This window comes from Gordonia sp. PP30, assembly GCF_023100845.1.
Classification (GTDB): Bacteria; Actinomycetota; Actinomycetes; order Mycobacteriales; family Mycobacteriaceae; genus Gordonia.
In genome coordinates, this window is sequence record NZ_CP095864.1 from 4,180,682 (window position 1) to 4,194,861 (window position 14,180).

General features: G+C 70.5%; 12 protein-coding genes and 1 tRNA gene. 8 read left to right on the top strand and 5 right to left on the bottom strand.

Features of this window, described 5'->3' with window-relative positions; genetic code table 11:
• Positions 1 to 86: 86 nt before the first annotated feature.
• A complete protein-coding gene (rfbA, locus tag MYK68_RS19360) occupies positions 87 to 962 on the bottom strand; it encodes a glucose-1-phosphate thymidylyltransferase RfbA (protein WP_247865358.1) in 876 nt (291 codons plus the stop codon).
• Between the two features lie 58 nt (positions 963 to 1,020).
• Here rfbA and rfbB point away from each other — a divergent pair, with 58 nt between their 5' ends.
• Positions 1,021 to 2,025, top strand: coding sequence for a dTDP-glucose 4,6-dehydratase (rfbB, locus tag MYK68_RS19365; RefSeq protein WP_247865359.1), 1,005 nt, complete (start codon positions 1,021 to 1,023; stop codon positions 2,023 to 2,025).
• A gap of 20 nt (positions 2,026 to 2,045) precedes the next feature.
• Positions 2,046 to 3,062, top strand: coding sequence for a UDP-glucose 4-epimerase GalE (gene galE / locus MYK68_RS19370; RefSeq protein ID WP_247865360.1), 1,017 nt, complete (start codon positions 2,046 to 2,048; stop codon positions 3,060 to 3,062).
• A 271-nt stretch (positions 3,063 to 3,333) separates the two neighbouring features.
• On the opposite strand, the gene MYK68_RS19375 is transcribed toward galE, so the two are convergent.
• Positions 3,334 to 4,578 carry an MFS transporter gene (locus tag MYK68_RS19375; RefSeq protein ID WP_247865361.1) on the bottom strand — a complete coding sequence of 415 codons (1,245 nt, stop codon included), beginning with the start codon at positions 4,576 to 4,578 and terminating at the stop codon, positions 3,334 to 3,336.
• Positions 4,575 to 5,204: a GntR family transcriptional regulator gene (locus MYK68_RS19380; RefSeq protein WP_247865362.1), complete on the bottom strand. Its 630-nt coding sequence runs from the start codon at positions 5,202 to 5,204 to the stop codon at positions 4,575 to 4,577. The genes MYK68_RS19375 and MYK68_RS19380 overlap by 4 nt, the downstream gene beginning before the upstream one ends.
• 161 nt (positions 5,205 to 5,365) lie before the next feature.
• Between MYK68_RS19380 and MYK68_RS19385 the strand changes: the two genes are divergently transcribed.
• The 3 genes from MYK68_RS19385 (at position 5,366) to MYK68_RS19395 (ending at position 7,214) form a co-directional block, all read left to right on the top strand.
• Positions 5,366 to 6,553 (top strand): NAD(P)-dependent malic enzyme, encoded by a 1,188-nt coding sequence (locus tag MYK68_RS19385; protein WP_247865363.1) that lies wholly within the window; start codon positions 5,366 to 5,368, stop codon positions 6,551 to 6,553.
• Positions 6,554 to 6,617: 64 nt separating this feature from the next.
• Positions 6,618 to 6,693: transfer RNA gene (locus MYK68_RS19390), tRNA-Thr, on the top strand.
• Positions 6,694 to 6,866: 173 nt separating this feature from the next.
• Positions 6,867 to 7,214, top strand: coding sequence for a PLD nuclease N-terminal domain-containing protein (locus tag MYK68_RS19395; protein ID WP_247865364.1), 348 nt, complete (start codon positions 6,867 to 6,869; stop codon positions 7,212 to 7,214).
• Here MYK68_RS19395 and MYK68_RS19400 read toward each other — a convergent pair.
• Complete coding sequence (locus tag MYK68_RS19400; protein WP_247865365.1) at positions 7,196 to 7,387, bottom strand: hypothetical protein; 192 nt, start codon at positions 7,385 to 7,387, stop codon at positions 7,196 to 7,198. The genes MYK68_RS19395 and MYK68_RS19400 overlap by 19 nt on opposite strands.
• A gap of 426 nt (positions 7,388 to 7,813) precedes the next feature.
• Between MYK68_RS19400 and MYK68_RS19405 the strand changes: the two genes are divergently transcribed.
• Entirely contained in the window at positions 7,814 to 8,830 is a 1,017-nt protein-coding gene (locus MYK68_RS19405; RefSeq protein WP_247865366.1) for an Rv2578c family radical SAM protein, read from the top strand.
• A gap of 216 nt (positions 8,831 to 9,046) precedes the next feature.
• Here MYK68_RS19405 and MYK68_RS19410 read toward each other — a convergent pair whose 3' ends face one another.
• Positions 9,047 to 12,874, bottom strand: a complete 3,828-nt coding sequence (locus MYK68_RS19410) for an nSTAND1 domain-containing NTPase (RefSeq protein ID WP_247865367.1) — start codon at positions 12,872 to 12,874, stop codon at positions 9,047 to 9,049.
• A gap of 160 nt (positions 12,875 to 13,034) precedes the next feature.
• Here MYK68_RS19410 and MYK68_RS19415 point away from each other — a divergent pair, with 160 nt between their 5' ends.
• Entirely contained in the window at positions 13,035 to 13,370 is a 336-nt protein-coding gene (locus MYK68_RS19415; RefSeq protein ID WP_247865368.1) for a LuxR C-terminal-related transcriptional regulator, read from the top strand.
• A 332-nt stretch (positions 13,371 to 13,702) separates the two neighbouring features.
• Positions 13,703 to 14,170, top strand: a complete 468-nt coding sequence (locus tag MYK68_RS19420) for a MaoC family dehydratase (RefSeq protein ID WP_247865369.1) — start codon at positions 13,703 to 13,705, stop codon at positions 14,168 to 14,170.
• Positions 14,171 to 14,180: the final 10 nt, after the last annotated feature.

Sequence of the window (14,180 nt, forward strand, 5' to 3'; positions counted from 1 at the left end):
TCGACCGTCATAGGCCTTCGCTCGACGGCCACATGCCTCGCCCGACCGCCACATGCGCGACACGGCCACGTCAGGGGACCCTACAGCTACAGTTCCGGACCGCGGTCGATCACGTCGAGCAGGTACCGCCCGTAGCCCGACTTGGTGAGTTCCCCCGCCCGGGCGCGCAGCTCGTCGTCGGACAGGTAGCCGAGCCGCCACGCGATCTCCTCGGGCACCGCGATCTTGAGGCCCTGCCGCTGTTCGACGGTCCGCACGAAGTTCCCGGCGTCGAGGAGCGAGTCGAAGGTGCCGGTGTCGAGCCAGGCGGTGCCGCGGCGCAGCACCGTGACGGCGAGCCGGTCCTGACGCAGGTATTCAGCGTTGATGTCGGTGATCTCGTACTCGCCGCGCGCCGACGGCGCGAGCTCGCGGGCGATGTCGACCACGTCGCTGGAATAGAAGTAGAGACCCGGGACCGCGTATCCCGACTTCGGCGAGGCGGGCTTCTCCTCGAGCGAGATCGCCCGGCCGGCGTCATCGAACTCAACGACGCCGTACGCCCCCGGATCGGCCACCCGGTAGGCGAAGATCGCGCCGCCGTCGACGTCACCGAAGCCCGTCAGCTGACTGCCGAGTCCTGGGCCGTAGAAGATGTTGTCGCCCAGGATGAGCGCGACCGAGTCGTCGCCGATGTGCTCGGCGCCGATGACGAACGCCTGCGCGAGGCCGTTCGGCTCCGACTGCACGGCGTAGCTCAGCGTGATCCCGAAGCGGGAACCGTCACCCAGGAGGTATTCGAAGGCGGCGCGGTCGCGCGGAGTGGTGATCACCAGGATGTCGCGGATCCCGGCCAGCATCAGCGTGGAGAGCGGGTAGTAAATCATCGGCTTGTCGTACACGGGGACCAGCTGCTTGCTGACGCCCTGCGTGATCGGATGCAGGCGCGTTCCGGTGCCGCCGGCCAGGATGATTCCGCGCATGCGTTCACCCTATCGGTAGAGTCGGCAGGAGCGAATCGTCAACCAAGGGGAGCCTTACATGCGGGTGCTCGTGACCGGCGGCGCCGGCTTCATCGGCGCGAATTTCGTGCTGCGCACCCTCGAGACCCGGCCCGACGTGCAGATCACCGTGCTCGACAAGTTCACCTACGCCGCCAACCCGCACACCCTGGAACCGGTCGCCGGCCGGGTCACGGTGGTGCGCGGTGACATCGGCGACGCGGCCGTCGTCGATCCGCTGGTCGCCGAGTCGGATCTGGTGGTGAACTTCGCCGCCGAGTCGCACAACGACAATTCGCTGCGCGATCCGTCGTCGTTCGTGACCACCAACCTCGTCGGCACCTACACGCTGCTGGAATCGGTACGACGGCACGACACCCGGCTGCACCACATCAGCACCGACGAGGTGTACGGCGACCTGGCGCTCGACGATCCCGCGCGCTTCACCGAGGAGACGGCGTACAACCCGTCGAGCCCGTACAGCTCCACCAAGGCCGGCAGCGACCTGCTGGTGCGGGCCTGGGTGCGGAGCTTCGGGGTACACGCGACGATCTCCAACTGCTCCAACAACTACGGGCCGTATCAGCACGTGGAGAAGCTGATTCCGCGGCAGATCACCAACGTGCTGACCGGGATCCGGCCGAAGGTCTACGGCGACGGCCGCAACGTGCGCGACTGGATCCACGTCGACGATCACAACGACGCCGTCTGGACCATCATCGAGCGGGGCGAACTCGGCGAGACCTATCTGATCGGCGCCGACGGCGAGGTGGACAACCGGACGGTGGTCGAGACGATCCTGCGGCAGCTCGGGCAGCCGGCGGACGCGTTCGACTTCGTCACCGACCGCCCCGGGCACGACCGCCGCTACGCCATCGACTCGACCCGGCTGCGGACCGAACTCGGCTGGTCGCCGCGCTACACCGACTTCGACGCGGGTCTGGCGGCGACCATCGACTGGTACCGGAACCATCGCGACTGGTGGGAGCCGGTGAAGGCCGGCGTCGAAGCGTCGTACGCGACGACGCAGCGCGTCCTGAACTGACTCATTCGACGGGAGAACACATGCGTGTACTGGTGACCGGCGGCGCGGGCTACATCGGCTCGCACACGGTGCTGCAACTGCTCGGCGCCGGCCACGAGGTGGTGATCGCCGACGACTTCAGCAACGCCAAGCCTTCGGTGGTACCGCGGCTGGAATCGCTTGCCGGGCAGTCGATCCCGGTGCACCGCGTGGATCTGACCGACCGCGCCGCGACCGCGGCGCTGCTGGACGCGGAGCCGGTCGACGCGGTGATCCACTTCGCCGGGTTCAAGGCCGTCGGCGAGTCGGTGGCGCAACCCCTCGACTACTACGAGAACAACCTGGACAGCACCCTGTCGGTCCTGCGCGCGATGGGTGCGCACGGGGTGCGGAAGTTCGTGTTCTCGTCCTCGGCGACGGTGTACGGCGAGAATCCGGTGCTGGAACGCACCGAGGACATGCCGACCTCGGCCACCAACCCGTACGGCTGGACCAAGGTGATGATCGAGCAGATCCTGAGTGATCTCGCCGCCTCGGACCCGAGCTGGCGGATCGCGGTGCTGCGCTACTTCAACCCGGTCGGCGCGCACGCCAGCGGCCGGATCGGGGAGGACCCGAGCGGCTTCCCGAACAATCTGATGCCGTTCATCACGCAGGTGGCGGTCGGTCGGCGCGAGAAGCTGTCGGTGTTCGGCGACGACTACGACACGGTCGACGGCACCGGGGTCCGCGACTACATCCACGTCGAAGACCTCGCCGCCGGGCACATCGCCGCGCTCGACCGGCTCGGCGTGATCGACGACCCGTGGTCGGTGTGGAATCTCGGTACCGGACAAGGCGTTTCGGTGCTGCAACTGGTCGACGCCTTCGCCCGCGCCAGCGGCCGGGAGATCCCGTACCAGATCGCGCCGCGCCGTCCCGGCGACCAGGCCGCGAACTGGGCGGACCCGTCGAAGGCCAATGCCGAACTCGGCTGGCGCACCACCCGGACGGTCGACGACATGTGCGCCGACTCGTGGCGCTGGCAGTCGTCGAATCCGAACGGCTACCCCGACTGAGCGGCCTGCTGGGCAGAGCCGGGCGGCGTGTGCTCCCCGTGCCGGGGCTGTCTCGGGTCGTTCTTCGTGTCGCGGGTTCCGCATGACACTCGACACGCAACAGGGCCCGCGACACGCCGATCCGGGGGCCACCCGACGGCTGAGCCACGGCCGCAGGTGAGCCGCGCCGCCCTTAGCTCGGCTTCGAGGCTCCTCGCCCGGGGGCTCGTCGCACCTCAGCCGACGGCCGAAGAGCCATGCCGATCCCGCAGCGAGTCGCCCCGCCGGGCCCCTATTTCGCGACGCCCTCCCGCGCGAGGACGACGTCCTCCTCGCGGTGCCGGTCGGCGACCCCGCCGGACGGCCGGTACCCCGCCACGACCGCCATCCCGACGACGGCCACCGCCGCCCCGAAGATCAGCATCGCCGGATACCCGATGCCGAAGTGCTCGTGTATCCAGGCGAGGATCGCCGGGCTGGCGAAGCCCAGATAGGTGAGCCCGTAGAAGACCGCGGTGAGACCGGCGAGGTCGTCGGGCCCGGCGATCCGCTGGACCTCCAGCAGCCCGGAGATGAGCGCCATGCCGTAGCCGGCGCCGAGGACCGCCGCGGCCAGGATCGCGACCGGCACGGTCAGCACGTGCGCGGTGTACGCCGCCAGCAGCATCCCGGCCACGACCAGGCCCATCGCCGTCACCAGGGCGCGCGATGATCCCGGACGGTCGATCCGCCGGCCGAACGTCTGGACACCGAAGCCCGCGGTGAGACCGACCACGCAGCAGACACCCGCGAAGACGATCTCCCAGCCACCGGTCTTCGGGGTGAGGAGCGCGGGGATCACCGCGTAGGCGACGGCACACGTGCCGAACACCCAGGGCGCCGTCGGCGCCACGCGCAGCCAGAAGCGGAGCCGGCGGGCCGACGGGATCTTGAGATCGTCGAGCAGGCGGCCGTCGTGCGTGCCGGGACGGGTCTCCGGGGTCCGCAGGAGCAGCCCGAAGGAGACCACGGCGAGCGCGATGTTCACCAGGTAGGCGAGCTGGTCGGGCCACGGCCCCCACTGCGCGAGCAGCGCCGCCACGCCGGCACCCAGCCCGAAACCGGCGGTGAGGCTGAGCGCGGCGCGTCGTGCCCCGGCGGTCACCGAGGCGCCGGCGGCGTCGGAGAGTTCCTTGATCCAGCTGCCGCCGACCGCCATCGCCAGACCGAGCGCGATCCCGCTGAATACCCGGCCGGCCGCCAGCAGCGCCACCGAATGCGCCCCGGCGGCGAGCAGCGCCGATCCGATCGCGGCGAGGATCGGCGACGGCAGCATCAGCGGGCGCCGGCCGAGCCGGTCGGAGAGCGGCCCGCCGATCAGCAGTGCCGGCACGATGCCCAGCACGTAGGTGAACAGCAGCGCGTCGACCACCACCGCGGACAGGTGCGAGTGGGCGCGGTACATCACCACCAGCGGCGTGAACTCGTTGCCTCCCCAGGCGGCGGTGAAGACGGCGAGGCTGACGCCGGGCCAGCCGTACCGCGTCGCGGCGCTCATCGGGCGACCCCCGGAACCTCGTGGACCTCGGTCAGATGCGTGGCCAGCAGATCGTCGAACCGCGCGGCGTCGCCTGCCGCGATCGCGGCGGCGAGGGCGGCGTGGTCGTCGTGGATCCGGGCGGTGACGCCCTCATCACGGTGCAGGCTGGCCGCGGTCATCCGGCGCCGTCGTTCGCCGAGGGAGTCGTAGAAGTCGCGCAGCAGGCTGTTGCGGCCGGCGGCGACGATCAACTGGTGGAACTCAGTGTCGATGCGGGCGAACTCGTCGCCCCGCGCCCCGCGATGCTCGGCGAGATTGGCGCGCAACTGTTCGACGAGCGCCGCGATCGCCTCGGGCCGCTCGACGACACCGCGCACCGCGTGGCCCTCGATCAGCAGCCGCGCTTCCAGGACCTCCCGCGACTCGCGCTCGCCGACCGGCACCACCAGCGCGCCGCGCTTGGGGTACAGCCGCATCCAGCCCTCCGCGGCCAGGCGCAGGAACGCCTCCCGCACCGGGGTGCGACTGACCTGAAAGCGTTCGGCGATCTCGCCCTCGCTGATCAATTCGCCGCCGGGCAACGAGCAGGTCAGGATGAGCTCCTTGACCTCGCCGTACACCCGATCGGCCGCCGAATACGTCATAGACACAAGATGTATTTCTACTCTCCGGGTGCGTCCGGGGTCCACCGAATACCCGGCCACGGTGAGCGCCGTCACCATAGGGGTGCAGAATCGAACCACCCCACACCGGCGCGACGGTGCGACGCAGGCCGCCGATACGCCGCCCACGCGAAGGAGCGACCGTGACCACCACGCCAGACACCAGCATCGCCACCCCCATCACCGACGACGAGATCTTCGCCGCCCACGTCGGCGGCAAGCTCTCCGTCGAACTGCGCGCTCCGATCGACACCCAGCGCGACCTCTCGATCGCCTACACCCCGGGGGTCGCGCAGGTCTCGCGCGCCATCGCCACCGGGCCGCGGCTGGTCGACGAGTACACCTGGACCGATCGCCTGGTGGCCGTGGTCTCCGACGGCACCGCCGTCCTCGGACTCGGCGACATCGGCCCGCGCGCCTCCCTCCCCGTCATGGAGGGCAAGTCGGCCCTGTTCCGCACGTTCGCGGGCCTCAACTCGATCCCGATCGTGCTGGACACCACCGATCCGGACGAGATCGTCGAGACGATCGTCCGCCTGCGGCCGAGTTTCGGCGCGGTGAATCTGGAAGACATCTCCGCACCCCGCTGCTTCGAGATCGAGCGGCGGCTGATCGAAGCGCTCGACTGCCCGGTGATGCACGACGACCAGCACGGCACCGCGATCGTCGTGCTGGCCGCCCTCAAGGCCGCGGCCCGGCATCTCGGACGCGACCTCGACGGCCTGCGTGTGGTGATCTCCGGCGCCGGCGCCGCGGGGGTCGCCTGCGCCAAGATCCTGCGCGCGGCCGGGATCGGCGACATCGTCGTCCTGGACTCCAAGGGGATCATCGGCACCGACCGGACCGACCTGAACGAGTTCAAGACCGACCTGGCGAGCTGGAGCAATCCGCGCGGTCTCCGCGGCGGCATCACCGAGGCGCTGACCGGCGCCGACGTCTTCATCGGTGTCTCGGCGGGCACCGTCCCCGAAGCCGCCGTCGCCGCCATGGCCGACGAGGCGATCGTCTTCGCCATGTCCAATCCCGACCCGGAGATCCACCCCGACGTCGCCGCCCAGCACGCCGCGATCGTCGCCACCGGGCGCAGCGACTTCCCGAACCAGATCAACAACGTCCTCGCCTTCCCCGGCGTCTTCGCCGGGGCGCTCGACGCCGGCGCCCGGCGGATCACCGAGGGCATGAAGCTGGCCGCCGCCGAGGCGATCCTGGGTGTCGTGGGCGACGACCTCACGGCGGACTACATCGTCCCGAGCGCCCTGGACCCGCGGGTGGCGCCCGCGGTGGCCGCCGCCGTCGCCGACGCCGCCCGAGCCGAAGGCGTCACCGCCTGACCCCGTTTTGCCTCACGCCCGACCCGCTCGGTACGATCGTGAGCGCTGTCGTCTCGCGCGGCACGCCGCCTTAGCTCAGTCGGCAGAGCGATTCACTCGTAATGAATAGGTCGGGGGTTCGATTCCCCCAGGCGGCTCCACGACGAAGGCCGTGACATCCTCTGATGTCACGGCCTTTGTCGTCTGTCCGGGCGATCGCAGACGACATTCCTTCTCCACTCGCGTCCGGTCACCGACGGGGCCGGCCACGACCCGATGGTCTCCGCGCTAGAGTAAGACGAACTATCCGGAATGTCCGTCTCGGGAGGTCGTCGTGCCGTATCTCGGCCTGATCGTGCTGGCGATCTGGGTGATCGCCCTGGTCGATGTGATCGTCGCCGACGAATACCGGGTCCGGCACCTGCCGAAGGTGATCTGGCTGGTGATCGTGATCCTGCTGCCGCTGGTCGGCTCCATCATGTGGCTGCTGGTCGGGCGCCCGGAGGGTGCCGCGGCCACGCCCCCGCCCCGGACGACCGGCTTCCCCGAGTATGAGCGGCCCGAGTATCAAGCGGCCGTGCGCGCGCACGACGACGCCGAGTTCCGCCGCAAGGCCCGCGAACGAGCGGAGGAACAGCGTCGCCGTGCACGACGGCTCGATGATCAGGCCGACGAGACCTGACCCGAAACGCGGGGTCGGCAGCCGGACACCCTGGTGATGATGTTGCCGTCGGACACCAGGGGCCCGGTGTCGACGTAGACCGATTTGTCGTGACGCAGCGTCCCCGTCGCCGCGCCCTGGCCGAGCGTCCGGAGCGCCTTACCGCTGGGCGAGAGCGTCGCCGACTCCGGCATCGGGCCGAGAGCAGTGGTGCCCGCCTGTGCATTCGGCAGGACCCGTAGCGTGCCGTTCCGGCAGTGCCGATGCCATCAGAACCACCGCGACGGCCGTTACACGTAGTTTCATTCCCCGGAAATTACGCGTATCGGCGGTCCGCATCTGTTCAAGATTCTCGACACTTCCGGCGGCCTCCCGGCCCGCCCTACGTCACGGTAGGGTCAGAAGATGAGCGCCAAGCCGATCGCCATCCTCTATGTGATCGGGATGATCGTGCTGGTCGTGGGCGTCGACGTGCTGTTTCTCCGCGGTCGGGCCGACCTCTGGCCCGCCTGGCCGTGAACATCGCCATCGTCGCCGTGGCCGCCGTGATCTACGTCGTCTTTCTCCGGCACTGACCACGCCGCCTTGACGAAGACTCGAACGCATGTTCGTATTGAATCATGCGGTGGTCGAGTCAGGCGGCGGATGCCGACGACGGCGGACTGCCCGGCCTGGACCGGGCCGGGCTGGTCCGCACCGTGCAGACCCCCGAGTTCGAGGGCATCACCTTCCACGAGGTGCTCGCGAAGAGCGCGCTGAACAAGATCCCCGAGGGCGTGCAGCTGCCGTTCACCTACACGGTCAACACCATGCGCGGCTGCACCCACGCCTGCCGATACTGCTTTGCCCGCCCGACCCACGAATACCTCGACCTGAACCCCGGGCACGACTTCGATTCGCAGATCGTCGTGAAACTCAACGTCGCCGCGGTGCTCCGCAAGGAATTACGCCGCAAGTCGTGGAAGCGGGAGACCGTCGCCCTCGGCACCAACACCGACCCCTACCAGCGCGCCGAGGGCCGCTACCGGCTGATGCCCGGCGTGATCCGCGCACTGGCCGAGTCGGGCACCGGCATGTCGATCCTCACCAAAGGCACCCTGCTGCGCCGCGACCTCCCGCTGCTCCGCGCGGCACGCGGCTCGGTCGATGTCAGCGTCGGCGTCTCGCTGGCCATGCTCGACGACGACCTGCGCAAGCAACTCGATCCGGGCGCGCCCTCCCCGCGCGCCCGGCTCGACCTGATCGCCGCGCTCGCCGACGCCGGCCTGGCGCCGCACGTCATGGTGGCCCCGGTGGTCCCCTACCTCACCGACGACTCCTCGCAGCTCGACGCACTCCTCGCCGCGCTGGCCGACGCCGGCGCCGCCCGCATCACCGCGTTTCCGCTGCACCTGCGCGGCGCGACGCAGGGCGTCTTCCTGGAGTGGCTCGCCGAGCACCATCCCGCACTGGTCCGCCGCTACCGCTCCCTGTACGCCCGCGGCGGCTACGTCCGCCCGGAGTATTCGGCCCGCCTGCGTGAGAAGATGGCGCCGCTCGTCGCCCGCCACGGTCTGGCCCGGCCCGAACCCGCGCCCGCCCCGGACCCGAACGACACCGAGGTCACGCCCCGGGAGCCCGCCCTCACGCTCTTCTGAGCCGGCCACCCGACACCGTCGAAGTCTGTGTTCGCCGTGAAACTGCTGCGATACCGCCATCGAGAGCGGGCCGCACAGGCACCACATGGACATCGCCGGTGAGCCCTTCCACACGTCGGGCCGCGTCGGCCATCCCCGAATACCGGGTCACGAGGGACGATTCCCGCCGTAGCCCGACATTCGGGGGTGACCGACGAGACCGCTCGGCCGCGCCCGTCAGCAGGGCTGCTGGTACGGCACACCCGGCAGGTAGGTGCCCCATTCGGCCCGGCTGATGCGGTCGCCCGGACGGGCGCAGGCCGCGCCGACCAGGTCACCGGAGTCGATCTGCCACGACATGATCAGCCCGCCCTGGCCCGCGGCGACGATCTCGCCGCCGGTCAGGAACCGCACGTCGAACACGGTGCCCGGGTACGAATGCAGCACCACGTCCTCGCGCGCGCCGTGGCCGGTGAGCGACCAGACCCAGATCTCCGAGTTGCCGCCCCCGGCAACGATCCGCTTGCCGTCCGGGGAGAAGGCCGCGCTGTAGAGCTGCCCGGCCGGACCGGTCATCACCGCGACGGTCCGCGGATGATCCGGATCGGACACGTCGGCGACGGCCACCGACTTGTCCTCGGACGTCGCGACGATCCGCTTTCCGTCGGCGGAGAACCGCACGGCCAGCGCGGAACCGTTGAAGTCCAGCGGATTCGGGTACGCGCGCGGGTGCGCGGGATCGCTCAGATCGAGCAGTCGTACCTGCCCGGAGTTGGTGGCGACGGCGGCGCGTCGCCCGTCCGGACTGAGCGACACCCACCAGACCCCGCTACCCGAATCGAAGGTCCCGGCCACGCGCGGCGCCGTCAGATCGGCGGCGTCCACCACGGTGAGGGCACGCTGATCGGTACCGCCGGTCACCGCCAGATGCGAGGCCGCGCTGTAGTCCACCGTCTCGTTCAGTCCCGTGCCCGCCAGGACGCTACCGAGCAGATGCGGCCGCGCGGGATCGCTGTAGTCGGCGAAGTAGACGGTGCCGGACACCGAGCCGAGGGTCGCCGTGTCCCCGTCCGGAGTCACGACCACCGCGCCGGAGAACACCGCCCCGGCGGGCGGCAACAGCACCGGGCCGCCACTGTGCAACGCGCCGTCGTCCACCCGCCACTGCGTCAGACGGCCGTCGATCTCGGTGTCGGCGGCCAGCAGCCGGCGGCTCCGCGCGCTGTACGGGATCTGAAACACGGTCTTGGGACCGACGACGGTCCGGTTCGTCACGGGCGGCCAGTCCTGGATGCGGCCGTCATCGCTCGCGGAGACCACGTGGTCGCCGACCAGCAACGCCGACGACGAGTTCGCGGCGACCGGCAGGATCCGCGGCGCACCACCGGGCCGGTCGAGGCGATACACCTGAACGGTGTTGTCCGCACCCGCGCTGACCAGGGTGTCGCCGTCGGCACCCATGTCGAGGGCCGAGACGTAGCTGGTGTGGCCTTCCAGGTCGGGCAGCCGCTTCGGCGCGGCCGGATCGGCGACGTCCCAGACGCCGATGGTGCGGCTGCGCAGCGCCGCGTACAGCGTCTTGCCGTCCGGGCTGTAGGCCAGTCCCTGGGCCAGCTGATTGTCACGCCAGCCGAGATCGATCCGCCCGGTCGGCCGCAGGCTGTCGCCGTCGACGGCCCACAGGTCGACCCGCTGGTTGACGGTGCTCGACGCGAGCCCGCGACCGTCCGGGGTGAACTCGACCGCGCCTGACACGGTGCCCGGATCGCCCGGGACCGCGACCGGCCGCCAGTCGGCGTTCCCGGCCGAGGCGCCGCCGCGGCGCCACACCTGCAATCCGGCGCCGAGCTCGGCGGCCGCCAGGTACTCCCCGTTCGGGCTGGTGGTGAGCGCATTCGCGTCGCCGTGCACGTCCGGCACCGCGCCGGTCCTGCGCGGATGCGCGGGATCGGCGACATCCCACACCTGGATCAGGCTGTGGCCGCCGAGCAGCAGCGTCTGACCGTCGGGGGTCAGCGCGACCCCGCCCAGGTGCTCCTCGGTGCCGTCGGCCGCGCGGAACTCGCCGATCTGCCCGGCGATCCCGTCGTCGGCGAGACGGAACAGCCGGACCTGGCCGCTGCTGCTCGCCGCGACCATCAGCGAACCGGCCCGCGACAGCAGCAACGACCCGCCCGCGCCGGTGAACCGCGTCGGCACCCCGATCGCCATGGTGTCGATCAGCGTCGACTGCGCCTCGATGGTGGGGGCCGTCCGATAGGCGACCATCGCGAGCTGCGCGGCCAGCAGCGGATCGCGGTCACGCAACTGGTTCGCCTGGATCGCGAGCTGTCGGCTCAGGGTCTCGTTGCGGGAACGCTCGGCGTCGTTCCGGTCGTGCACCGCGCTCGCGCCGGCGATGACGGCGAGGACGGCCGCCAGCACGGCGACCAGTCCGAAGATCGCCGCCGACCAGGCGAATCGCCGCAGCTGGCGGGTTCGGCGGCGCTCGGCCGCGTCCTTCTGCGCCACCTTCTGGTGTCCGGCGCGGAGGAACTCCCGGCTCGTCCGATCGGCGACGCCCGATTCGGCGCCCGCCTCCAGCGGCGCGAAAAGCTCGAGCCGCGCACGACCGGGCAGCAGGTCGTCGGGCCGCCCGTCGGCGTCCCAGGGTTCGCTGAGCGCGCGCAGTCGGCGCTGCAGCAGCAGCCGCTCGCGGTCCGCGTCGAGCCACCCGGTCAGCCGGGGCCACGCGGTCAGCAGCGCCTCGTGCGTCACCTGGACCGAGGTGGCGCTCAACGTCAGCAGGCGCGCATCGGCGAAGGCCTCCAGCACCCGGTGGATCGGTTCGCCGGTCACCTCGTCGAGGTGCAGGGTGCGGCGGGTGACGGTGTCCTCGTCGACGTTCACCATGGCGAGCAGCAGGTCGCGCGCGATCGTCTGCTCGCCCGAATCGAGTTCGCCGTACACCTCCTCCGCGGTCTGCTCGACGGCGCCGTCGATCCGGCCGGTCTTGACGTAGTCGGCCACAGTGAGGCGTCGTCCGTCGGACTGCTCCCAGGTGGCCCGCAACGCGTGCGACAGGAGCGGCAGCACCTCGGCGTCGACGCGGCCGCCCGAGCCCGGCGCCGCCAGGTCGCTGAGCAGCAGCTGCACCAACTCGTCGTCGACCGTCGCACCGACGGTCTCGGCCGGACGCACGATCACCTCCCGCAGTTGCTCCTCGGTCATCCGGGGAACCACGACCTGCGCTTCGGCGAAGGCCTCTGCCAGCCCGGGCACCTCGGACGCCTGGGAGTAGAAGTCGGCGCGCAGGGCGAGCACCGGCACCACCGAGCGGCCGGCGAGTCGTTCGCCGAGCCGCTCGGCGAACGCGGCGCGGTCCGCGCCGGTGCTCTGCGTCCACAGTTCCTCGTACTGGTCGATCACCAGCAGCGCGGGACCGCTCGCGGCATCGGCAGCGGCCGCCAGCCGGTCCAGGGCGACGTCGAGCGCGGCCACCGGACGGTCCCCGGGAGTCATCAGTACCGCGGGCATGCCGGCGAGCGCGCCGCCCTCGCGCGTCTGCGCCAACAGGCCGGCCTGCACCAGCGACGACTTGCCCGCCCCGGACGTCCCCACCACGACCACCGCCCGGCGCAGCACCGCACCGGGATCGCCCGGGGCCGGATCCACCGGGGCCTCGCTCCGCCGGCGAACCAGCGCCACCGCCCGGGCGATCACCTCGTCGCGGCCGAAGTACCGCGCGCTGTCGTCGGGGGTGAAGGGATCGAATCCGCGGTAGGGCGACGCGGCGCGCTGGCGACGTCGTCCACCGCGCCGGCCGGTCCGTTCCACCGCGGCCCACCACTCCTCGCGGCCGGCCGGATCGACGACGCCGCAGACGGTCAAGACCCTCTCGAACATCTCCCGGCTCGCCCGGGTCGGCGCGTGCTGCCCGGCGAACCAGCCGGCCACCGTGCCGACCAGCGCGTCGGCCTCCGCGGCCACCTCGCGAACACTCAGATCGTTGGCGAGCCGCAGCTCGGTGAGGGCCTTTCCGAGGTCCTCGCGACCGTAGACCGAGTCCGGTCCCAGCGTCGTCATCGTCGCTTCCCCACTTGCGTTTCCCCAGGTCGTCGTATCGACAAGCGTATCGACTTGCGGTTCGACGACGTTTCGACGCGCGCCCGGCTCAGTCCGAGCGACACGATGACCGTACCCCTTCGAAACCGCTTCGAAGCAGCCCCGTCAGAGGAGTCCGGCGATGCTTGTCGACGACCATGGCCCCGCGCCCGACGATCTCGTCGATGCCGCCGATCCGACGCGGCCACGGCATGTCCCTCGCCCGCGTTCGGCCGCGGACACCGGATCCCGCCGCCCCAACCTCTCGCAGCGCGAGATCGAGGTCCTGCTCACGTGGCTGCGCGCCGAGTCCAAGGAGGACGCGGCGCGCGAACTGTTCATCAGCCCGGCGACGGTGAGCACTCACATCATCCGGATCCGCGCCAAGTACGCCGCCGTCGGCCGCCCGGCCAAACGCAAGGCCGCGCTTTTCGCCCGCGCCGTCCAAGACGGATACACCACTCTCGACGAGTGGTGATCGGCTCCAGCCGCTCGTCGGGGCCGAGCGACATCACCCCGGTTGAGCCGGTCACGGGCTGAACCTCACCCCACCGCAACCGCAGGCCACCGAGCCGACCACGCAGCGCCCTCACTCAGAGAACCGCTCTCCCCGTGAATCCCTAGGAGAGCGGTTCTGTAACCGGAGCACGCACCGGAGATGCGGGAGGATCGCTCCGTGGTCGGCGGCCGACGGCCTGCCGGCCGCGGACCCGAGTTCTCGGGGTGTCGTCCAATCGGTCGTAGTTGAATCCGTGTTCAGTTTCAACTACGATGCCAGGTGAACCGACGATCACCTTCGAGGAGCCACTCGTGACACCGAAGCCGTACCGGCCCACCACACCCCAGGACCTCATCGACCTGCTCGGCGTCGAACTGGGTCCGACGCGATGGCACCTTGTCGATCAGGCGAGGATCACGGCATTCGCCGACCTCACGGGCGACCATCAGTGGATTCACGTCGATCCCGAACGCGCGGCCACCAGCGCCTTCGGCTCGACGATCGCCCACGGCCTGTACAGCCTCTCGCGCACCCCGGCCTTCCTCGAAGAACTCATGGCATTCGACGGTTTCGCCCACTCACTGAACTACGGCTACGACAAGGTGCGCTTCGTGCACCCGCTCCCGGTCGACTCCCGCATCCGCCTACGGGCCCGTCTGACCAAGGTGGAGCAAGCCACCCCGGGCGGGGTCAAGGTGACCACCGAACTCACCGTCGAGGCCGAGGGCATCGCGAAGCCGATTCTCGTGGCGGAGTCGATCGGGCTGTTCAGCAGCTGAGTCCACGCCC